The organism is Aquirufa antheringensis (assembly GCF_004307425.1).
Lineage (GTDB): Bacteria > Bacteroidota > Bacteroidia > Cytophagales > Spirosomataceae > Aquirufa > Aquirufa antheringensis.
This window is the reverse complement of sequence record NZ_SEWZ01000001.1, coordinates 361,338-380,893: the sequence shown is the minus strand read 5'-3', so window position 1 is coordinate 380,893 and position 19,556 is coordinate 361,338. Positions and strand designations below refer to the sequence as shown.

At 43.7% G+C, this 19,556-nt stretch carries 18 protein-coding genes; 10 read left to right on the top strand and 8 right to left on the bottom strand.

The annotated features are described in order from the left end of the window. Positions 1–3: 3 nt before the first annotated feature. The 6 genes from EWU21_RS01795 to EWU21_RS01770 are packed head-to-tail and all read left to right on the top strand — an operon-like array spanning position 4 to position 6,301. Complete coding sequence (locus EWU21_RS01795) at positions 4–1,764, top strand: DUF885 domain-containing protein (RefSeq protein ID WP_130895084.1); 1,761 nt, start codon at positions 4–6, stop codon at positions 1,762–1,764. After that, on the top strand, positions 1,764–2,726 hold the full coding sequence (locus EWU21_RS01790; RefSeq protein WP_130895083.1) for a GSCFA domain-containing protein: 963 nt from the start codon (positions 1,764–1,766) through the stop codon (positions 2,724–2,726). Before EWU21_RS01795 ends, EWU21_RS01790 begins: the two co-directional genes overlap by 1 nt. A 23-nt stretch (positions 2,727–2,749) precedes the next feature. Then, on the top strand, positions 2,750–3,829 hold the full coding sequence (locus tag EWU21_RS01785) for an Mrp/NBP35 family ATP-binding protein (RefSeq protein WP_130895082.1): 1,080 nt from the start codon (positions 2,750–2,752) through the stop codon (positions 3,827–3,829). Between the two features lies 1 nt (position 3,830). Beyond that, positions 3,831–4,073 carry a NifU family protein gene (locus EWU21_RS01780; protein ID WP_130895081.1) on the top strand — a complete coding sequence of 81 codons (243 nt, stop codon included), beginning with the start codon at positions 3,831–3,833 and terminating at the stop codon, positions 4,071–4,073. A 7-nt stretch (positions 4,074–4,080) separates the two neighbouring features. Next, positions 4,081–5,781: a D-alanine--D-alanine ligase family protein gene (locus tag EWU21_RS01775; protein WP_236633158.1), complete on the top strand. Its 1,701-nt coding sequence runs from the start codon at positions 4,081–4,083 to the stop codon at positions 5,779–5,781. After that, a complete protein-coding gene (locus EWU21_RS01770) occupies positions 5,774–6,301 on the top strand; it encodes a YfiT family bacillithiol transferase (RefSeq protein WP_130895080.1) in 528 nt (175 codons plus the stop codon). Before EWU21_RS01775 ends, EWU21_RS01770 begins: the two co-directional genes overlap by 8 nt. 232 nt (positions 6,302–6,533) lie before the next feature. Here the strand turns inward: EWU21_RS01770 and EWU21_RS11230 are convergent, their stop codons facing one another. Genes EWU21_RS11230 through EWU21_RS01760 form a run of 3 tightly spaced genes read right to left on the bottom strand, consistent with a single transcriptional unit; the run spans position 6,534 to position 7,626 of the window. Next, positions 6,534–6,680 carry a hypothetical protein gene (locus EWU21_RS11230; protein WP_161566458.1) on the bottom strand — a complete coding sequence of 49 codons (147 nt, stop codon included), beginning with the start codon at positions 6,678–6,680 and terminating at the stop codon, positions 6,534–6,536. After that, positions 6,677–7,126: a SixA phosphatase family protein gene (locus tag EWU21_RS01765; RefSeq protein WP_130895079.1), complete on the bottom strand. Its 450-nt coding sequence runs from the start codon at positions 7,124–7,126 to the stop codon at positions 6,677–6,679. Before EWU21_RS01765 ends, EWU21_RS11230 begins: the two co-directional genes overlap by 4 nt. After that, positions 7,126–7,626 (bottom strand): gamma carbonic anhydrase family protein, encoded by a 501-nt coding sequence (locus EWU21_RS01760; protein ID WP_130895078.1) that lies wholly within the window; start codon positions 7,624–7,626, stop codon positions 7,126–7,128. The genes EWU21_RS01765 and EWU21_RS01760 overlap by 1 nt, the downstream gene beginning before the upstream one ends. Before the next feature lie 44 nt (positions 7,627–7,670). Between EWU21_RS01760 and EWU21_RS01755 the strand changes: the two genes are divergently transcribed. After that, positions 7,671–8,174 (top strand): hypothetical protein, encoded by a 504-nt coding sequence (locus EWU21_RS01755; RefSeq protein WP_130895077.1) that lies wholly within the window; start codon positions 7,671–7,673, stop codon positions 8,172–8,174. Positions 8,175–8,234: 60 nt separating this feature from the next. Next, the gene (gene udk, locus EWU21_RS01750; RefSeq protein WP_130895076.1) at positions 8,235–8,858 is read left to right on the top strand and encodes a uridine kinase; all 624 of its coding nucleotides are present in this window, start codon (positions 8,235–8,237) and stop codon (positions 8,856–8,858) included. On the opposite strand, the gene nadB is transcribed toward udk, so the two are convergent. After that, complete coding sequence (nadB, locus tag EWU21_RS01745; protein WP_130895075.1) at positions 8,841–10,421, bottom strand: L-aspartate oxidase; 1,581 nt, start codon at positions 10,419–10,421, stop codon at positions 8,841–8,843. The two genes, udk and nadB, sit on opposite strands and share 18 nt — an antisense overlap. A gap of 130 nt (positions 10,422–10,551) precedes the next feature. Here nadB and EWU21_RS01740 point away from each other — a divergent pair, with 130 nt between their 5' ends. Continuing rightward, entirely contained in the window at positions 10,552–11,496 is a 945-nt protein-coding gene (locus EWU21_RS01740) for a hypothetical protein (protein ID WP_130895074.1), read from the top strand. 48 nt (positions 11,497–11,544) lie between these two features. Here the strand turns inward: EWU21_RS01740 and EWU21_RS01735 are convergent, their stop codons facing one another. After that, the gene (locus tag EWU21_RS01735) at positions 11,545–16,026 is read right to left on the bottom strand and encodes a translocation/assembly module TamB domain-containing protein (RefSeq protein ID WP_130895073.1); all 4,482 of its coding nucleotides are present in this window, start codon (positions 16,024–16,026) and stop codon (positions 11,545–11,547) included. Positions 16,027–16,058: 32 nt separating this feature from the next. Here EWU21_RS01735 and tsaD point away from each other — a divergent pair, with 32 nt between their 5' ends. Further along, complete coding sequence (gene tsaD / locus EWU21_RS01730) at positions 16,059–17,057, top strand: tRNA (adenosine(37)-N6)-threonylcarbamoyltransferase complex transferase subunit TsaD (RefSeq protein WP_130895072.1); 999 nt, start codon at positions 16,059–16,061, stop codon at positions 17,055–17,057. 209 nt (positions 17,058–17,266) lie between these two features. On the opposite strand, the gene EWU21_RS01725 is transcribed toward tsaD, so the two are convergent. Genes EWU21_RS01725 through EWU21_RS01715 form a run of 3 tightly spaced genes read right to left on the bottom strand, consistent with a single transcriptional unit; the run spans position 17,267 to position 19,540 of the window. After that, positions 17,267–17,755, bottom strand: coding sequence for a hypothetical protein (locus EWU21_RS01725; protein WP_130895071.1), 489 nt, complete (start codon positions 17,753–17,755; stop codon positions 17,267–17,269). Between the two features lie 9 nt (positions 17,756–17,764). After that, positions 17,765–19,045 carry an adenylosuccinate synthase gene (locus EWU21_RS01720; RefSeq protein ID WP_130895070.1) on the bottom strand — a complete coding sequence of 427 codons (1,281 nt, stop codon included), beginning with the start codon at positions 19,043–19,045 and terminating at the stop codon, positions 17,765–17,767. Between the two features lie 9 nt (positions 19,046–19,054). Then, positions 19,055–19,540 carry a Fur family transcriptional regulator gene (locus tag EWU21_RS01715; protein ID WP_130895069.1) on the bottom strand — a complete coding sequence of 162 codons (486 nt, stop codon included), beginning with the start codon at positions 19,538–19,540 and terminating at the stop codon, positions 19,055–19,057. Positions 19,541–19,556 lie beyond the last annotated feature (16 nt).

Here is a 19,556-nt window from a genome sequence, read left to right as displayed (position 1 = left end):
ACGATGAAAAAACTCCTCTATTTATGCCTTCTTTTGTCTTTTTTTTCTTGTAAAAAGTCAGATCAACCCTCTACCGAGTTAGCTAAAATAGTGGGAGACTACTATGAAGAGCAATTAAAACTCAATCCCGGAGCAGCCACTGCGAACGGTGATAACCGCTACAATGATCAGTTAAACATCGATTTCACCGATAGCCACCGCGCACTAGTGAAATCCGTTTTAGAGAAATACCAAAATTCTTTATCAGCCTTACATCGGGATGATTTGAATGCGAACGATCAAATCACCTATGATTTATTGACTCGTGACATCAAATTAGGCTTGGAGGGATTGACCTATCCAGATAATTTGACTCCATTGAACCAATTCTATGGATTCCACTTGACTTTCGCGCAATTAGGCTCTGGCCAGGTAATGCAGCCATTCAAGACCGTTAAGGATTATGAAAACTGGGCTAAGCGAATGAAAAAAGGCGTGGCCTATTTAGATTCTTCGATTGTTTATTTCCGTAGAGGAATGAAGGAGGATTATGTATTGCCAAAGGCTTTGGTCGTCAAAATCATTCCTCAATTAACCTCTTTCGCTGTGAAGGACATCAAGGAATCCACTTTTTACGGACCTTTAAAGCAATTTCCTGCCTCTTTCTCAGCAGCTGACAAAAAGCGTTTTACAGCCGAATACACGGCGGCGATTCAAAACGAAATTCTTCCGGCTTATGCTCGTTTAGCTACTTTTTTACAGGACGAATATTTGCCGAAAGCACGCTCTAGCACGGGAATTAGTGCCTTGAAAAATGGCGCAGCGTACTACCAATACTTAATTCGTGTATTAACTACTACGGACAAACCAGCAGACGAAATCTACCAAACTGGGTTAAGCGAAGTAAAGCGTATTCGTACCGAAATGGAGAAAACGAAAAACGCGGTAGGCTTCAAAGGAACGTTAGCGGAATTCTTCACACACATGAAGACTGACCCGAAATTCTACCCCTATAAGACTCCTGCAGAGGTTTTAGCCGCTTTCCACGCCATTCATAAGAAGATGGAACCGTCGTTAAAGACGATGTTTGGTCGCGTACCTAAAACGCCTTTTGAAATTCGCCAAACCGAAGCTTTCCGTGCTGCATCTGCCTCTGCTGAATACTTCCAAGGATCAGAAGACGGAACACGTCCGGGGATCTTTTATGTACCTATTTTGGACGCTAAAAAATTCAATTTTACCTCTGGAATGGAAAGTTTATTCTTACATGAAGCGATTCCAGGACACCATTACCAAATCAGCTTGCAACAAGAAAATGCTGATTTGCCAAAGTTCCGCCGCTTCGGAGGCAACTCTGCCTATGCAGAGGGCTGGGCATTATATACCGAAAGTCTAGGCAAGGAATTAGGCCTATACACGGATCCATACCAATATATGGGAGCCTTAGGAGATGAAATGCACCGGGCGATCAGACTAGTGGTCGATGCGGGTATGCACTCAAAAAACATGACACGGGAAGAAGCCATCAACTACATGATGGATAATGAGCCTTTAAGTGAGGAAGGCACGATCGCTGAAATCGAACGTTATATGGCCATTCCAGCGCAAGCATTGAGTTATAAAATCGGCGCCTTGAAAATCCGCGAGATTCGCGAGCGCTTGACGAAAGAAATGGGCCCTAAATTCAAGTTATCGGATTTCCACGACGAACTTTTGAAGGATGGAAATATGCCTTTAGACGTTTTGGAAACTAAAATGAACACTTGGGCGACTTCTGTAAAATAATGCAATTAACCACGACATTTCCCATACCTGCAGCACCTGTTCTGATGAATCATCAGAGTCGGGTGCTGGCGATGGGTTCTTGTTTTGCAGCCTCGATGGGATCGCGTTTGAGTAAATTGCCGCTGGAGGTTATGACGCAGCCTTTTGGCACCCTATTTCATCCTTTTGCGATTACTAGGGCTTTATCAGGGGAAGTTTCGGAAGATCTGTATGAGCATGGAGGTTATTTTTTGCACCCGGATTATCATTCAGTGTTTACTTCGAATTCCTCAGCAGACTTAGTAAAAGATATTCGATCAGTGGCAACGGAGGTCGTGGATTTTAAGACTTCAGCGGACTTTTTAATCCTCACCTGGGGAACATCATTTAGTTATTTTGACAAACATCTAAATAAAACGGTGGCTAACTGCCACAAGATGCCTTCAGATCGTTTCGAAAAACGATTATCAACGGTGGATGAGATAGTTTCCCATTTTTGCTCTCTACTCTCCACTCTCCCATCTACGACGCAAGTCGTTTTAACGGTCTCACCTGTTCGCCATACCAAAGACGGTATGCAGGAGAATCAGGTTTCTAAATCTACTTTGCGCGTAGCAACAGACATTATTTCTAAACAATTCGAGAATGTCCACTACTTTCCAGCCTACGAAATTATGCTGGACGAATTGCGTGATTACCGCTTCTATGAGGCAGATATGATTCATCCGAACCAACAGGCGCAGGATTATATTTGGGAGCGATTTGTTTCGACTTATTTCGACCCAGAACTACAGTCAATTAGGAAGAGGTGGGATTCGATTTACCGGACTTTGGCACACAAACCACACCCGGCTAAATTAATCGATCACCGACGTGTTTTAGAAGTATTATTAGCAGAATTAAATACCGAAAAATACCAAGAAATTGATACGTGCAAAATCGCCGAATACGTCGCGCATGAAATAAAAAACACGTATATTTGAGGTTTGAAAAGGAAAAGAGATTCATGGGAGAATTAAGCGTAAGCAAAGAGATTATTTTAGGTGCCCTGAGCACCGTTCAAGAGCCAGATCTGAAGAAAGATTTAGTGACCTTGAATATGATTAAAGACGTAGAATTAGGCGTGGGCGAAGTTCGCTTTACGGTCGTTTTAACGACACCTGCCTGTCCACTGAAAGAGAAGATCAGAAAAGATTGCGAGGATGCGATTCACAACTTAGTGCATCCAGACCTGAAAATCGTGATTAACATGACGGCCGAAGTAACCACTTTGACCTCAAAAGACCCCCTCATTCCAGGCGTTAAAAACGTGATTGCGGTGGCATCCGGTAAGGGTGGCGTAGGCAAATCTACGGTAACAGCGAACTTAGCGATGGCCTTGAAAAATGCTGGAGCGAAAGTAGGTATCCTAGATGCAGATATTTCTGGACCATCGATTCCGGTGATGTTCGGGGCAGAAGATTTACAGCCTTTAGTCACAGAAGTAGACGGCAAGAATCGCATTCAACCGATCATGCAATATGGCATCAAGATGATCTCCATGGGGTTTTTAGCTCCGAGCGAAAGTCCTGTGCCGTGGAGAGGACCTATGATGACGCAGGCTTTGCGTCAGTTTTTTGGGGATACCAACTGGGATGAATTAGACTATTTACTAATCGACCTCCCTCCCGGAACCTCTGATATCCACTTAACTTTAGTTCAGCTAATTAAACTAACCGGTGCAGTGATTGTGACGACTCCTCAAAAAGTCGCCTTGTCAGATGCCACGAAAGGATTAGCCTTCTTCAAGCAAGCAGGCATCAATGTTCCTTTGTTAGGTTTAGTTGAAAATATGGCCTATTTCACTCCGGCAGAATTGCCTGAAAACAAATACTATTTGTTTGGCAAGGATGGCGGAAAGCAATTAGCCGAAAAATACGCGGTACCTTTCTTAGGTGAGGTTCCTTTAATTCAAGCGATTCGCGAAGCAGGAGACGAAGGTAAACCCATCGCCTCGAGTGAAGGCCAAAGCGCCGATGCATTTGCGTCGATTGCCGCTAATTTAGCGCAGCAAGTAGCCATTTCTAACGCGAATCAAGCCTCATAATATGGAAAACCACCCACTACATAATCGCATTCAAACCGCGTTAGATAGCATTAGACCCTATTTAGTGGCCGATGGAGGCAATGTAGAAATTGTCGAAATCACGCCTGAAAATGTACTTAAATTAGCCCTAACAGGCAATTGCCAATCTTGCAATATGTCAGCTATGACTTTTAGAGCAGGGGTTGAAGAGGCCATCCGCAGAGATGTCCCAGAAATTACAGCAGTAGAAGAAGTAAAACCCTAATAGGCATATGATGCGGATAGGAATATTTTTTGGTGGCCCCGCACGTGAACGGGAGATCAGTTTTTTAGGGGGTAAAACAGCGATGGCCCACCTGAACAAGGCTTTGTTTCAGCCTATCCCCGTTTTCGTGGATAGCCTAGGCCATTTCATCTTGATCAAGGAAGAGCTCATTTTCGAGGAATCGATTCGTTCATTTTACCCACCTAAACGCTTACAAACAGCTCCTTTCAACGTCTACATCGAATCTTTGCCAGATGCAGATGCTGCCGCTCTGTTAAAAGAAGTCGGCACAATTATTCAGCCAGCTGATTTTGCGAAACACTTTGACTTTGCCTTCATCGCGATGCACGGTCCAGGTGCAGAGGACGGTAGTATTCAGGGACTATTAGAGTGGTATAACATTCCTTATTCGGGACCTAGTGTACTAGGATCGGCTATTGGTATTGATAAAGCCAAACAAAATGAATGGCTGAAGAAGTCCGTTGGTCTAGAAAAGAAATTTTTCGTTTTACAGCGTGACGATTACAACAAATACGGCCGTGAAACGCTTTTCGAGCAAGTAAAGAAAGAAATCGGCATCCCTTTTGTGGCCAAAGCGCCGCACCAAGGATCCTCCATCGGTCTTGCCTTCGTGAAGGAAGATTCACTCGAGGTTTTCGATAAAGCCATCAAAAAATGTCTTTTCATCGAGGAAATTTACCGCGAGGAGTGGATTACATTAGACGATGAGGCGCAAGTAGCTTTATTACAAAAAATGGTCAACCTAGACGAGGGAATCGGTTTCCCAGTCGTATTCCAAAAACAGGTGTACCATCATCCAGCTAACTTATTAGAAGCCCTCCGAGAATACTTCACCCATACGGTCACAAAAGCAAGCATTCAATCCATTCACTCAGAAGATGCCATCTTATTAGAGTCATTTGTGAATGGAAACGAATTTAGCTGTGGTGTCATCCAAACCCCAGCCGGACAAGCTGTGGCCCTACCTCCTACCGAGATCGTCATCGATGAATCAGTAGAAGTATTTGATTTTAATGCCAAATACAAATCCAAATTAACGCGCAAACGCATCCCCATGCACGCGAGCCTTGCTCACTTACAAGTGATTCAAGCGCAGGTTAAACAAGCTTTTGAGGACTTAGGCTTTGGGGTTTGTACCCGAATAGATGGTTTCTTAGATACGAATGGCATTGTTGTTTTACACGACCCCAATACGATCCCAGGAATGTCGCCTAGCTCATTAATCTTCAAGCAAATGGCCGAAATCGGGCTGAATGTGACAGATTCTTTGACCTACTTCATCCGCCAATCCATCCGCGAGCGCTTAAGAACGGGCAAAAATTACTTTGTCTTATGTCAGCAATTAAAAGGATTAGATGAAGCCATTGCAACCTCCTTACAAGCTAAAGCTGCTCAAGTAGTCCAAGCATTAGAGATTACTGGTGCAGACGATGAGGCATTAGAAACAAGTTTCCAAGCCATCAAGGTTCAGGCAGCGGAATTAGCTGCAAGGGGTACAGAGAACTTCCGCGTTTGTACTACTTTGGAAATCGAAGAGGGCGAAACTTTGCTTCCCTTACACGTCGCACATTTAAGTAAAGATACCGCCAAAGAAATGCTAGAAGCCATCAAAACAGGAGTTCATCCCTTGATTGCACATACGAGAGAAGCAGCTATCGACATCACTAAATTTTACACGAATGTCTAGTACAGAACTGAACCCATTGCAATACCCTATCGGGAAATACAAACACCCTGAGGTCATTACGCCAGAGATCAGAGCCGCTTGGATCAAAACCATCGCAACGACTGCCGACGATTTAACCGCCTTATTAAAGGGTGTTGATGAATCGTTATTAGAGAAACCTTACCGCGAAGGTAGCTGGTCAGCTCGCAAAGTGATCCACCATTTAATGGATAGCCACATGAACAGCTACATCCGTTTCAAAATGGCCCTAACAGAAGACAATCCTACCATCAAACCCTATAGTGAAGATGATTGGGCATCTATGCCAGATGGCAATCAAGCACCTATCGCTTGGTCTATTGAGGGCTTGCGTTACATCCACTTGCGTTGGGTATATTTGATGGAAACCATGACCGAGTCTGATTGGAAGAAAACCTATTTACACCCAGAACGTGGTATTACGTATCAACTAGATAAGGTGTTGGGGATATATGCGTGGCATTGTGAGCATCATTTACGTCACATTGCTAGTGTACTTTAGAGTATAGAGTAGAGATTTTCTTTTAAAGCATAAAGCACTTATTTAAAGCACAAAGAATAAAGCATAGAGTTGGATTCGCCTGCGGCGATGCATTCATGAAATGATATAAATACCAAAGTTCAAAGAGCAAAGTTCAAAGTTGGAATAAAAAAGGGGCTGACGCCCCTTTTTTATGTTTATCAGAAAAGACCTGCTAGCTCTCTAGACAGAAATCGTCTATGAAATCTCAAAATCATTGCGCAGCACGATTTTGAGATTTCATAGACGATTTCTTGTGCCATGGCGCCGTCGTATTTACAGCCATCTGAATCGCTAAACCGATCATCAGCAGCGTAAACAAAATTAACACCCAGCGAAATATTTTCTGATTCTTGTTCATAGTTGATGTGTGATGTTGGCGAAGCCTTTGGTGATTTCTGACCAAGAACTTAGACCCGGGAAATGCAAAGATACGCAACCGACTGTTTCCATTTGAATCATATCGCCGGTTAAATAAGAGGCGAGATAAGAAATAGAAGGATTGTGAGCTACCAGATAAAGGATGGGCTCCGTGCGCTTCGCGATTTCGGTCAAGTAATCTGGACCACTCGAAATATACCAAAATTCAGATAACTCGAATTCTGAGAAGGGTTTGCCTAGTAATTCAGCCGTTTCTCGCGTACGGATGGCATCAGAGATTAACCAGAACCCAGCTGGGAATTGTTTTAAATGCATCCACTCCCCTAAAAGAAGCGCTTCTTCAATGCCTCTTTCTGAGAGATGGCGTCCTTTATCCTCTACCGTGTGTGGCCCTGCATGTGCGTGGCGAATGAGTATGAGTTCCATTATTCGAAGTCAGCTGCGGTTAACAAGGGAAATTTTCCAGATTTGTGTTCGGCACCCATTTTAACATAATGCGGTGGGCCATATTTCAGACGATTAATTTGGTCTTTGTTAAGGGTCTTAACCACTTTTGCAGGCGTCCCTAAAACCAAAGAGTAATCGGGGATTTCCATCCCTTCGGTGACTAAGGCGTGAGCTCCGATGAGGCAAAACTTCCCTACTTTGGCCCTATTTAACACCGTTGCCTGCATCCCCACTAAACTTCCCTCTCCTATTTCCGCTCCATGCACGATGGCGCCGTGACCGACAGTTACGTGTGGACCTATAATGGTTTTATCACCCTCATCTGCATGCAAAACGGCATTGTCTTGAATATTGCAGCCTTCGCCTAGGTGAATCTCCTCCACATCCGCCCGAATTACTGCGCCATACCAAACAGAAACATCCTTCGAGATGAAAACGCGACCCATTACGCTGGCCGTAGGTGCAATAAAAATCGCCATGTTGTTTTATATTATTGACCAAATATACCTTAAATTGCGAGTCTATGAAAGAATTCTACGATTTTGGCAGATGGAAAACGACGGATCACATCGCTTCCATTGGCTGTGGTTATGGTTGGTGGGAAGTAGGCCTTTGCCTACATTATCCCGCACAGAATTTAGCCCTAGTAGATCCAGTCGTACAACAGGAAGATATCCAAGATAGCATTGACTATTTCACGGAAAAAACGGGGTTAATTTGGAATACGGAGGTCGAACTAAATCCAAAGAAGCTACTACATAAAGATCAAATTTGGGTCTTTAATGCCTGGCACGAATTGGAGGATCGCGCAGCTATGCTAGCAAAAATCAAAAGCGCCTTAAAGGAAGGTGGCATCATCATTATCGAGGAGGAAATATCCAAAGTGGAGCGTTTGCAGCATGAAGGATGCGGAAAAGACTTATTTTTTGAGCCCGAAATCATCGACGAATTCGAGCAAGCCGGCCTGAAATATATAGAAACCAAGACGAAGGATGAAGTGGCGATTTACCTCAAATTCCGAAAATGAAAGCGGTTTTTTAGCTTAAATAAAAACCTTTTCGCAAATTTGCACCGGAATTAAGCACTTATGTCAACAATCGAACGTCCTTTTATTATCGGAATCACTGGTGGTAGCGCCTCAGGTAAAACCCTCTTTTTAAGCCGATTAATGGAACAGTTCAGGACGGATGACATCTGCCTTTTGTCCCAAGATAACTACTACCGTCCTATCGAACACCAGACGAAGGATCACAACGGAATCGAAAATTTTGATCTTCCAGGGGCCATCGATGACCAAGCTTTTGCGGCAGACATCGAACGATTGCGTAACGGCGAAGTAGTGAGTAGGGTGGAATACACCTTCAATAACACGGAGAAAGTGCCTGATATGTTGCATTTTCATCCCCGCAAAATCTTAGTAGTGGAGGGGATTTTTGTGTTTCACTTTCCGGAGGTGGCACAGCTTTTGGACCTCAAAATATTCATTGACGCCCGAGATAAAATCAAATTAAAACGGAGAATCAAACGCGATAACGAAGAGCGAGGATACGATTTGCAGGATGTGATGTACCGCTGGAAATACCACGTAAAACCCACCTACGAGGAGTTTATTCGACCACACAAACGCAGTTGTGACATCGTGATTCCGAACAATCAGCACTTCGAAAAAGGACTCGATGTAATCGTTTCCTACCTAAAGAATCAGATCTAGGTTATAGTGCAAACCTTTGTTTTCCCGCTGTGCACGCGCGTGTTTGATGATCAAATAGGCCACATTAATCATATTTCTTAATTCGCACAAAGGCACCGTAATTTTCGATTGACGGTACAATTCTTCATGCTCTAAATAGATCAATTCCAAACGATCGTAGGCTCTTTTCAAACGGCGATCCGTCCGAACAATCCCCACATAATTTGACATGATGGACTCTAATTCACGCGTCATCTCCGTCACTAAAACCATCTCCTCGGGGTGGCGTGTTCCCTCATCATTCCACGATGGAATACCTTCCGGCAACACCTGAGTACCATATTCAGAAACTGATTTTTCAAATGCCCGGTGCGCGTAAACAATCGCTTCTAATAAGGAATTAGAGGCTAAACGATTCGCCCCATGTAAACCCGTAAACGAACATTCACCGGCGGCGTAAAGATTTTCGATATTCGTTTGGCTATGTTCATTCACGATAATTCCCCCGCATAAATAATGCTGGGCTGGAACGACTGGAATCATTTCCTGAGACATATCAATACCTAACACCTGCAGGCAATGATCGTAAATCATGGGAAAATGCTGTAGAATTTCTTCCTTCGGAATATGACGGGTATCTAAGAAAACGTGATCCGTTCCGTTCTTCTTCATCTCCGAATCGATCGCACGCGCCACAATATCCCGAGGGGCTAAAGATAAACGCGCATCGTACTTTTCCATAAAGGTAGAACCATCTTGGTTCTTCAAAATTCCACCGTGTCCGCGAACAGCTTCGGAAATTAAGAAAGAGGGTTTTTTACCCGGATTATACAAGGCCGTAGGATGAAATTGAATGAATTCCATTCCTTGCACAAAGGCTTTTGCTCGGTAGGCCATTGAGATTCCATCACCCGTTGCGATCGTGGGATTGGTCGTCGATTGGTATACTTGACCAATTCCTCCGGTAGCTAACAAGGTGGTTTTACCTAAAAAAGTTTCAATTTTATTCGTCTTGAGATTCAGCACATAGACCCCAAAACATTTCTTACCCGGCGTATCCTTCGTCACTTTCTCTCCTAAATGATGCTGGGTGATTAAGTCTACCGCAAAGTAATGCGTAAAGAAATCCACGCTAGTGTAGGACTTGACTTTGGCTAATAAAGCCCGTTCTATTTCATTTCCGGTTGAATCCTTATGGTGCAAAATACGCTTATCGGAATGGCCCCCTTCTTTCACTAAATCAAATGATCCATCTGCTTGGCGATCAAAATCAGTCCCGTAGGCGATTAACTCTTTTAAACGCGCTGGAGCCTCATTTACCACTATTTCTACCACCTTGCGATCACTCACAAAGTCCCCAGCTACCATCGTGTCTTCTATGTGTTTTTCAAAGGAATCCGCTGAATCCCAAACGGTTGCAATCCCGCCTTGCGCATATTTCGTGTTCGTCTCTTCCGCCACGGTCTTCGTAATCAAGGCAATTTTGATGGGGATTTGACGTTGCTGAAAATAGTCCGCCACTTTAACCGTGTAGGATAAACCAGCAATTCCAGAACCGATGACAATAAAGTCGTATGTAGGCATAGGATTTAAATAAGCAGTGCAAATTAATCAAAAAGAGCCTTCAATCCGAGATACCCCCCGAAATGTGGACTTTTTTTTGTACTTTTGCCGCATTAAAAATTATAAACCCTTAAAAATCAATTTATACCCAATGGAACAATCGCCTAACAACAATTCCAAAACAGCCCTAATTGTCTTAGCAGTGCTAACGGCAGTTTTAGGAGTTTTGTACTTCCGTTCGTACCAAACGACGAAGGATCAAGCTACGCAAATCGAACAAAAAGCAACCGAATTATCCAATACACGCGCTTCTTTAGATTCGATTTCGACGCAATTAGATGCTAAAATCGCTGAGATCAAGTCTCTTGGTGGTCAAGTAGCTGATTTAGAAGCTTTGAAAGTTCAATTAGAACAAGATAAAGCCTCTTTAAAGAACTCAAACCACGCAACGATCGCCTCGTATGAAGCGAAAATTAAAGAATACAACGTGGTCTTGTCTACAAAAGACGCTGAAATCGTTGAATTGAAGAAGCAAAACGGTATTTTAACGGAGAGCAACCAAACGTTAACGACGCAAAACACGACGTTAAACACGGAGAACTCAGGTTTGAAAAACCAAAACCAAACGTTAAACGATACGCTTTCTTCAGTAAGTCAACGCAATAAAGAATTAGCGCGCAAAGTAAGCATCGCTGCAGCTTTGAAGGCACAAAACTTGAAAGTGTTAGCCGTGAACGCGAAAGGAAAAGAAACAGAACGTTCTCGTTTGAACGGTAAGAAAATCGAGAAACTGAAAGTGGTATTTAGCCTAGCGACAAACCCAATCACAAAGTTAGAAAACAAGACGGTTTACGTTCGTGTATTAGATGGCGAAGGTGCTACTCTTTCTGACGAAGCAATCGGTTCTGGCCGTATCACCATCAACGGAAAAGAGCTGACATACACAGCGAAGCAAACTTTTGAATATACGAATGATAGCCAAACCGTAGCTGTCACTTACCCTCGCGGTGGTGTTGCTTACAAGCCAGGTAAATATTCAGTAGAATTATATGCAGAAGGTTTCCAAATCGGAACTGGCGCATTCGAGGTAAAGTAATTTCCTCCTACGTTTTTTGAAATGGGCCATCCGACAGGGTGGCCTTTTTTATTTCTTCTTCTGCCAAAAGAAGGTATTGAAACCCTTGTTATATAATAAGCTGGCTCCCACGGTTTGGTTGATTTGGTAGGAGTTGAAGGAACCTAAGATGGTCGTCTGCACGTTGCGATTATAGGTCTTCAGCCGCAAACTTCCATCCGGTTTCACGAACCATTCTAAGGCCCAATCCCCCAGTAATACTTGCGGACTCGTTTGGTTTCTAGCGTCTGTAAATCCACCGCTTCTCGTGATGCGCAGGCGATCATTGAAATTATAAGAGGCACGTAATTGTAAATTCGACAAGATATCTTGGTTTAAAACACCGCCGCCCAGCGAAACAGAAATATCTAAATCTTTATTGATTTTAGAGGCCAAATTACTCAACTGATTGGAAAGCATCTCTGTGAAGTTACCCATCAAATTCCCCAGTGCTAGACCGCTTCCCCCAAATGGCGAAACCAATTGGCCAAACAACAAGAGATTACTGACCTGACGCGTTAATTCTTGGTCGTCTGTTTTGATCCGATTCGTAAAGGCTGTCACCGCACCATTCAAAGTCATATCTTTCGGATAATCGCGGATACCAATATCAAAATTCACGCTAGGCGATAACAAACGATCCTGTAAACTAATCGTCACGTCCACCGGGTAACGGCGCTTAAACTCCGGTAAATTCCCCTTGTTTGTCGTATCTAACAGAATAGGAAACAAGGAGGCATATTGGGTATAAATCGCCTTGATATTCACATTAGCCTCGAGTGGATCACCCGTCCATGAGATCTTCGAACCACGTTGGATAGCGAATTTTTTGTTGATTAAGTTTTGGAGAGTAAAGGTATAATCTCCTTGATCGATCGCATAATCGCCTACCATTTTAAAGGATCCTTTTTTGTCCAAATTCATCTTGATATCTCCGGAACCATACATCCGCATCACATCCCCTTTCTTCGCATCAAACTGCACCTCACCATAGGCTTCGGGAGTTAATGCTAAACGTAAGTCTAGCGTAATCCCATCCTCCTGTAGTTTAGTAGACACGGAAGCGGCGGCTTGCTCCACGTTGGTCGCCGCTATTTCACTCACAAAGCTGTAATCTTCCGCCTCTGACGCATCTTCTTCTCGATCCAAAGGAATGAATAGGCGCGTTCCTTTCTCCGATTTTAAATCAGCCGAAACGACTAAATTATCAATCGATCCAGAAACCCGCATCGGACCTGAGGCATAGCCTAACCCGTAATAAATCGAGTTCGGCTCCCGGCTCGTATTTAATAATTTATACTGATCTAGGTTCGCTTGGATGTCCAGTTCAAAGGGCTTACCCTCTGGAAACTGAAGCGTGGTATTGACTAACGCTTTATTCCCTTCTGAATCTAAGACTTTCCAATTTTTGGCATAAATCTTCCGCGGGGTAAAGTTTACTGTGTCCGATACCGACATCGATGTTTTCAAATAATCAAACACAGCTCCCGCTTTCGAAAACACGATATCACCCGTAATCTCCGGTTTTGTAGGCAAACCTCCGATGTGTAAATTACCTGATGCCGAACCTTTCAAACCAGAGAAAACACCTTCTGTAAAGGGCTCCAAAATCTGTAAATCCGTCTGATTCAGCTCTGCCTTCACATTCAACTTCTGTTCCTCTTCAAAAGGCTTATAAGTCCCTGTAAGCGATAAAACCGATTCACCCAAGCGGTTCAGGTTCAGATTCAAATCCATCGCTTTATCATCCGCTAAATAGGTTCCCACTCCTTGCAAATTCCCGATATAAAACTTATTCAAGCGCAGCGAATCCACTAATAACCAAGAGTCCAGACGCGTATGGTTGTACCAATCTTGAATCGCAATCTCCCCATTTAATTCCCCGGTGGTCTTGGTGGCGAACAAAGGTTTCAACGTAGACAATTGAAAGTGATTTGCCCGCAATTTGATCGTCTCTGTCGTGTCAGTTGAGAGACTCCCTTGCAAGGAAATGGATTGATTCTGATTCGCTACTAATACCCGATCTGCCTTCCATTCTGGCCCTTGAATCGTAATTTTATTCGCTGGATCCATTGCCCAGTCCTGACCTAAAATGCGAAAATACGTATCCTTAAATTTCAACGACAAGCCCTCTTCCTCGAAGGCCCATGCCCCCGCTAGATGTGCTGAATTTTCTTCCCCTTGTTGTTTAAAATCAAGTCCAAAGTTGATCCGATCTTGATCCCAAAGCGCATCCAATTTTAAATTCTCTGTCGGTGTCAAAAAGTTCAATTGCTGCTTTCTAGAAGAGAAAACGAGACTAGATGAAACTTCAGGTGCTCCTAAGAATTTCGAACTTTGGAAGGAAAAAACAGATTGATAAAAATGGTATCCCCCTAAAACTAAGGTGTCTGGATAGGCCTCCAAACTCACAGAAAGCGTTCTCCCCTTCGAAATATTTCCTGAAAATACGGTATTCTCTCCGATCTGAACCGACGGAAAAAAGCGCGCCAAAATCGGATCTACTCGATGGCAAATCACCGTAAAATCTGCCTTGTACTTGGTGTCAATTTCGTGGCGATGAGTGGCATAATAACCCCAGCGTTCATCAGACCCTTTTTGGAAAAATAACGCATACTCTTTAGCCAGTTGACTCAATTGAGATTGCAATAAACTGGGCGTAAACTCGCCACTGATTTCAGCGGAAACTAGATCTGAAGTTAACTTGTAATGCCGCTTTTGGCCAGGCCCATTTTCCGAAGTCAGCGTCACTAACTCTACATGCAAATCGGGTTTATTAGGCGTGCGCAAGGTAGAATTGTAAAAGACCGTGCGCCCCTCTAAATCATCAAAGCGATCCCCCTTAAAATCCAATTCAAAGTCCGTAGTCAAACTCAGTTGAGGATCAAGTAAACGAAGGTTGTGAAGATTCGAATGGGTTATTTCTCCCTGCATTTGATACACTGGCTTCGCTCCCCGAAGGTCAATTAAACCTGACATCGTTGCCACTAAATTCGTATCCTTCGAAATGACATCCCCTTTAAATAATTGCTTCTGGAAGTTCCCTTTTAACGTAAGTTTGTGGTAGAGGTATTGATTAAAAAAGATTTCCGAAACCTTCCCATCAAAATCAATATTAGCCGATTTCTTCGCAAATCCACTCCCCTTCAAATTCCCTTCTGCATCCAAAGTCCCTAACATGGGCTCCATTCCCAGCAGTTTACCTAACTTAAATTTCTGTAATTTGATCTTCCCATCGTAGCGCGAAAAGGCCATCGAATCCTGCAAATTCATTTTCACATCTGCCTCCACATAGCCTAATCCAGTCTTCAATTTCCCGGCCGTTCTAAAGACTCTGTTGTTCCCTTTGAAAAGACCATCAAAAGCCACTGGCCCTAAAATAACCATATTTTCCGCTGCCGGCTTCGTGATATACGTACCTAAATCCTGGGGGTAGAACAGCGAAGAACGCATGGTGAAATCCATTTCCGTTTTGTCCACCACAGGCAAACCTTTGAAATTAAAATCGCCTCGCAAGACACTTTTAGCACCAAAACCTAACTCAAACTTTTTCAAATCCAATTTCGCCACTGTACCTCTAAGCAAACCTTTCAAACGGTACATCCCTTTGTAGTCATACATCGCCTCCACAAATCGGCCTAAATCCTCCCCTTTCACCAGCGCTCCATTAAAATCTGCCTGCATGTCCACGTCTGTAATCCAACGCGTCATCGAGCTCATATCGCGGTAATTCACCACAAATTTCCGTGTCACGCGCGAATCATTAAAGCGCAAATCCAGTTGATCAAATCGCATCTGGTGATCCGAAATCATAAACACCGTATTCAGACTTTTTACGTCAAAACCAGTCAACGGATCTTTCGTCCGCAAACCAATCGCCTGTAGTCCAAGCGTATCGTTCTTGATGTAAAAATTCTTGACTTTGGAATAAACCTTCGCTAAAGTAAAGTGCGAAATATCGAAATGACGGCGAGTCGCTTCACTCTTTACGGTATTATCATCTAAAGAAAAAGCACCATCAATAACCTCCGCTTCCGGTATGGTAAAAATGGACGACGGACCTTTTTTCACCGTCTTTACTCCCCCCGTAATCCACTTTTCAAGGCGTAAAATAAACTCCTCAATATTCATTTTACTCGTCTTCTTTTCAAAGATTAGGTGGACATTAGGACGTGTTAAACGCGCATAATCTAAACTTGGTTTCCCGGGCTGAAGGAATAAATGGGCGATGCTAAAATTTACATCGAGCTGATCGATTTGAATCATTTTAGCGCCCCAAGGGTCTTTCACCTCCAAACCTTTAATACTGACTTCGTCGAAAAATTTCACTTGAATACCCTGCATTTTCACAGGATAACCGATTGCCTTTTCGACTTTGGGAGTTAAATAATTCGCTAATAAAGTCTGATTAACGGGAGCTCTCAGGAGGAGAATGGTGGCAAAAATCAGCAAAAAAATCCCCAGCAATCCATAGAGGATTGTTTTGACGAAGATTTTGAGATATTTGACCATATTGCCGTATTTTTGCGCAGAATTCTATTTTTATGAAGCTACTGGCTATTGAATCTTCTTGTGATGAAACTTCGGCTGCTGTCATGGTAGACGGCGTTTTGAAGTCTAATATCATCTCGACACAACTCATCCACACGGAATGGGGTGGCGTCGTTCCCGAATTAGCCAGCAGAGCTCATCAAAAATCGATCATCCCTGTCGTGACAGAGGCCCTGCAAAAAGCAAATATAAACAAAAATGAACTGAATGCCATTGCCTTCACAAGGGGCCCTGGGCTTTTAGGAGCTTTATTAATCGGCACCTCGTTTGCGAAGTCTTTAGCCTTGAGCTTGAACATCCCTTTAATCGAGGTGAATCACATGCAGGCGCACGTGTTGGCGCATTTTATTGAAGATCCGAAGCCCACTTTTCCCTTCCTTTGTCTGACTGTTAGTGGCGGCCACACCCAATTGGTTTGGGTAAAATCGGCACTTGATATGGAGGTCATCGGCGAGACACAGGACGATGCCGTGGGCGAGGCCTTTGACAAAACCGCCAAACTGATCGGCTTACCTTACCCGGGTGGTCCATTAATCGATAAGTTAGCCAAAGAAGGTAACCCCGACCGCTTCCCCTTCTCCCTAGGTGAAATGCCCGGCTTAAACTTCAGTTTCTCTGGCATCAAAACCGCCATTTTATATTTCCTCCAAAAAGAAGTCAAAAACAACCCCAACTTCATCGAAGAAAACAAAGCAGACATCTGCGCCTCCGTTCAAAAATCCCTCATCGACATGCTTCTTCGCAAAACGAAAAAGGCGATGAAAGAAATGAACTGCACCCAAATTGCCATTGCCGGTGGCGTTTCGGCTAACTCCGGTTTGCGCACTCGACTAAAAGAGTTAGGTACCGAACTAGGTTGGGAGGTTTTCATCCCCGCCTTCAGCTATTGCACCGATAACGCGGGAATGATCGCCATGGCGGGTCATTTTAAGGCAGAAGCAGGGGAATTTTGTGGGCAGGATGTGAGTCCGTTAGCGAGATACTCCTTGTAAAAGAGCAAGGAGCAAAGACCAAAGTTCAAAGTTCAAAGTTCAAAGATGGAATCCCCTCCGGGGATGAATTCAGAAATGTCTTTGCTTTTCGAATCCATTGCTGCAAGCGATACAACCTCTGAACTTTGAGCTTTGGTCTTTGCTATTCGAATCCATCGCTGCAAACGATACAACCTCTGAACTTTGAGCTTTGGTATTTGGTATTTGAATTACCCTTTCATTTCCTTCAACGCATTCCAAAACGCCATCTTCAGCGTCTTCTCCGCATCCGTCAGCGACGAAATATAGCGTGGAAAGAAATAGACTAATTTGGATTCAATGGTATCGATCTCGGTGGTAGGTAATTCCCCTTGCCAAACAGCCGGCTGTTGACCGATAAGGATATAGCGTTTTGCGCTCGTCTCTTTCAGGAATTCAGTGAAGCTTGGTTCTTCGTCCGATGGCGTATAGACTGACCAATCGGAGGGACCTAAAACGAGTGGAGGTGCAGAAAAAATAAGTTTTAAACGAGCTAGTTCGGCTTCGGCGATTTGGCCTACAACGACCCAAGGAGTGGAAACCTTCGGTTTTACCTCTGCTATTGTGTCAGCTACAACTTCAACAGCAGGGGATTCCGCTAGCTGCGCCTCTGACTTATCCTGCGGGACCCAATAGATCTCGTCGAACTTGTACAAATCAGCTACTGAAATCCCCTCCATTTTGATGGTTTATGCTAAAGAACCTCTTAACACACATGCCTCGCGATCTGGACCTGTCGAGATGAAGTTAATAGGTAGGTTCAAGTGTTTTTCTAAGAATTTGATGTAATCCGCTAGCTCAACTGGCAATTCGTTGAAATCGCGCATGCCTTCTAAGCTGCAAGCCCAACCTTTTAATGTTTCGTACACCGGTTTTACTTTGATATCGGTGATTTCGAAAGGGATTTGGTCTGTAATCGAACCGTCTGGCATTTCGTAGGCCGTACACACTTGAATCTCGTCAAAGATATTCAAGACGTCCGCCTTCATCATAATTAATTGAGTCACCCCATTAATCATCATCGCGTATTTCAAGGCAGGCAAATCGATCCAACCACAACGGCGCGGACGACCTGTCGTAGAACCGAATTCACGGCCTTCCACTCGCATACGCTCGCCCACTTCGTCCTCTAATTCCGTAGGGAATGGACCAGAACCTACGCGAGTTGCGTACGCTTTGAAGATACCGAAAACCTCACCGATGTTTTTAGGCGCTACACCTAAACCCGTACAAGCACCCGCGGTGATCGTGTTCGATGAAGTAACAAATGGATAAGAACCGAAGTCTACGTCCAAAAGAGAACCTTGAGCACCTTCTGCAAGAATTGTTTTCCCTGCGTTGATGGCATGGTTCACTGAATATTCTGAATCCACTAAGCGGAACTCTTTCATGAAAGCAACCGCTTCGAAGAATTCCTTCTCAGCTGCCGCTAAATCGTATTCGAATTTGTATACGTCCAAAATCGCTTTGTGGCGATCAACTAATGCATTGTATTTGGCAGAAAAATCAGGCGAAATCATATCTCCCACACGTAATCCCTGGCGAGAAATTTTATCCGTGTAAGTAGGTCCGATTCCTTTCAAAGTAGAACCGATTTTTGCATCCCCTTTGGCCTTTTCGTACGCCGCGTCTAATAAACGGTGGGTAGGCAAGATGATCGATGCTTTCTTCGAGATCTCTAAGTTCTTGCGTAAGTCTAAGTTGAAATGCGCTAAACCGTCGATCTCTTTTTTGAAGATAATCGGGTCCAAAACAACGCCGTTACCGATGATGTTTTGAACTTCCTGGCGGAAAATTCCCGATGGAATTTGATGCAAAACGTGCTTAAACCCGTCGAATTCTAAGGTGTGACCCGCGTTAGGTCCACCTTGGAAACGCGCAACTACTTGATACTTGGGTGCTAGAACGTCTACGATCTTTCCTTTCCCTTCATCACCCCATTGTAAGCCTAATAATACATCAACTGCCATAATATTGTTTTATTCTTGATTTCTTGCTTGGTAATTTGCTCTGTGTTCACAATTCTTGTTCGTACAAGAACCGTAAAAAATAAGGGAATGGTGCATTACATTGAATTGCAGCATTTCGCCTACTAAACTTTGGATGGTTTGTACTCGAGGATCACAAAATTCCGTGACTTTGTGGCAATCGGTACAAATTAAATGATCGTGTTGACGACGTCCATAGGATTTCTCGAATTGTGCCTGATTGCGACCAAACTGGTGTTTTACCACTAAATCGCATTCTACTAACACATCGAGCGTATTGTAAACGGTAGCCCTAGAGACTTGGTATTTCTTGTTTTTCATGGAGATATACAACTCCTCCACATCAAAGTGATCGTCCCGTAAATAGATCTCTTCCAGGATCGCAAAGCGCTCCGGAGTCTTCCGCAAACCCTTGTTTTCCAGGTAGGCAGTGAAGATCTTTTTTACTGAATCTAGTTTATCTAATTCTTGGGACATTTATGGAAAAAAAACG

Excerpts from the sequence above, each read along its gene's own strand:
- EWU21_RS01795 (WP_130895084.1), top strand. The coding sequence starts at position 4 with ATGAAAAAACTCCTCTATTTATGCCTTCTTTTGTCTTTTTTTTCTTGT.
- EWU21_RS01790 (WP_130895083.1), top strand. The coding sequence starts at position 1,764 with ATGCAATTAACCACGACATTTCCCATACCTGCAGCACCTGTTCTGATG.
- EWU21_RS01785 (WP_130895082.1), top strand. The coding sequence starts at position 2,750 with ATGGGAGAATTAAGCGTAAGCAAAGAGATTATTTTAGGTGCCCTGAGC.
- EWU21_RS01780 (WP_130895081.1), top strand. The coding sequence starts at position 3,831 with ATGGAAAACCACCCACTACATAATCGCATTCAAACCGCGTTAGATAGC.
- EWU21_RS01775 (WP_236633158.1), top strand. The coding sequence starts at position 4,081 with ATGATGCGGATAGGAATATTTTTTGGTGGCCCCGCACGTGAACGGGAG.
- EWU21_RS01770 (WP_130895080.1), top strand. The coding sequence starts at position 5,774 with ATGTCTAGTACAGAACTGAACCCATTGCAATACCCTATCGGGAAATAC.
- EWU21_RS11230 (WP_161566458.1), bottom strand. The coding sequence starts at position 6,680 with ATGAACAAGAATCAGAAAATATTTCGCTGGGTGTTAATTTTGTTTACG.
- EWU21_RS01765 (WP_130895079.1), bottom strand. The coding sequence starts at position 7,126 with ATGGAACTCATACTCATTCGCCACGCACATGCAGGGCCACACACGGTA.
- EWU21_RS01760 (WP_130895078.1), bottom strand. The coding sequence starts at position 7,626 with ATGGCGATTTTTATTGCACCTACGGCCAGCGTAATGGGTCGCGTTTTC.
- EWU21_RS01755 (WP_130895077.1), top strand. The coding sequence starts at position 7,671 with ATGAAAGAATTCTACGATTTTGGCAGATGGAAAACGACGGATCACATC.
- udk (WP_130895076.1), top strand. The coding sequence starts at position 8,235 with ATGTCAACAATCGAACGTCCTTTTATTATCGGAATCACTGGTGGTAGC.
- nadB (WP_130895075.1), bottom strand. The coding sequence starts at position 10,421 with ATGCCTACATACGACTTTATTGTCATCGGTTCTGGAATTGCTGGTTTA.
- EWU21_RS01740 (WP_130895074.1), top strand. The coding sequence starts at position 10,552 with ATGGAACAATCGCCTAACAACAATTCCAAAACAGCCCTAATTGTCTTA.
- EWU21_RS01735 (WP_130895073.1), bottom strand. The coding sequence starts at position 16,026 with ATGGTCAAATATCTCAAAATCTTCGTCAAAACAATCCTCTATGGATTG.
- tsaD (WP_130895072.1), top strand. The coding sequence starts at position 16,059 with ATGAAGCTACTGGCTATTGAATCTTCTTGTGATGAAACTTCGGCTGCT.
- EWU21_RS01725 (WP_130895071.1), bottom strand. The coding sequence starts at position 17,755 with ATGGAGGGGATTTCAGTAGCTGATTTGTACAAGTTCGACGAGATCTAT.
- EWU21_RS01720 (WP_130895070.1), bottom strand. The coding sequence starts at position 19,045 with ATGGCAGTTGATGTATTATTAGGCTTACAATGGGGTGATGAAGGGAAA.
- EWU21_RS01715 (WP_130895069.1), bottom strand. The coding sequence starts at position 19,540 with ATGTCCCAAGAATTAGATAAACTAGATTCAGTAAAAAAGATCTTCACT.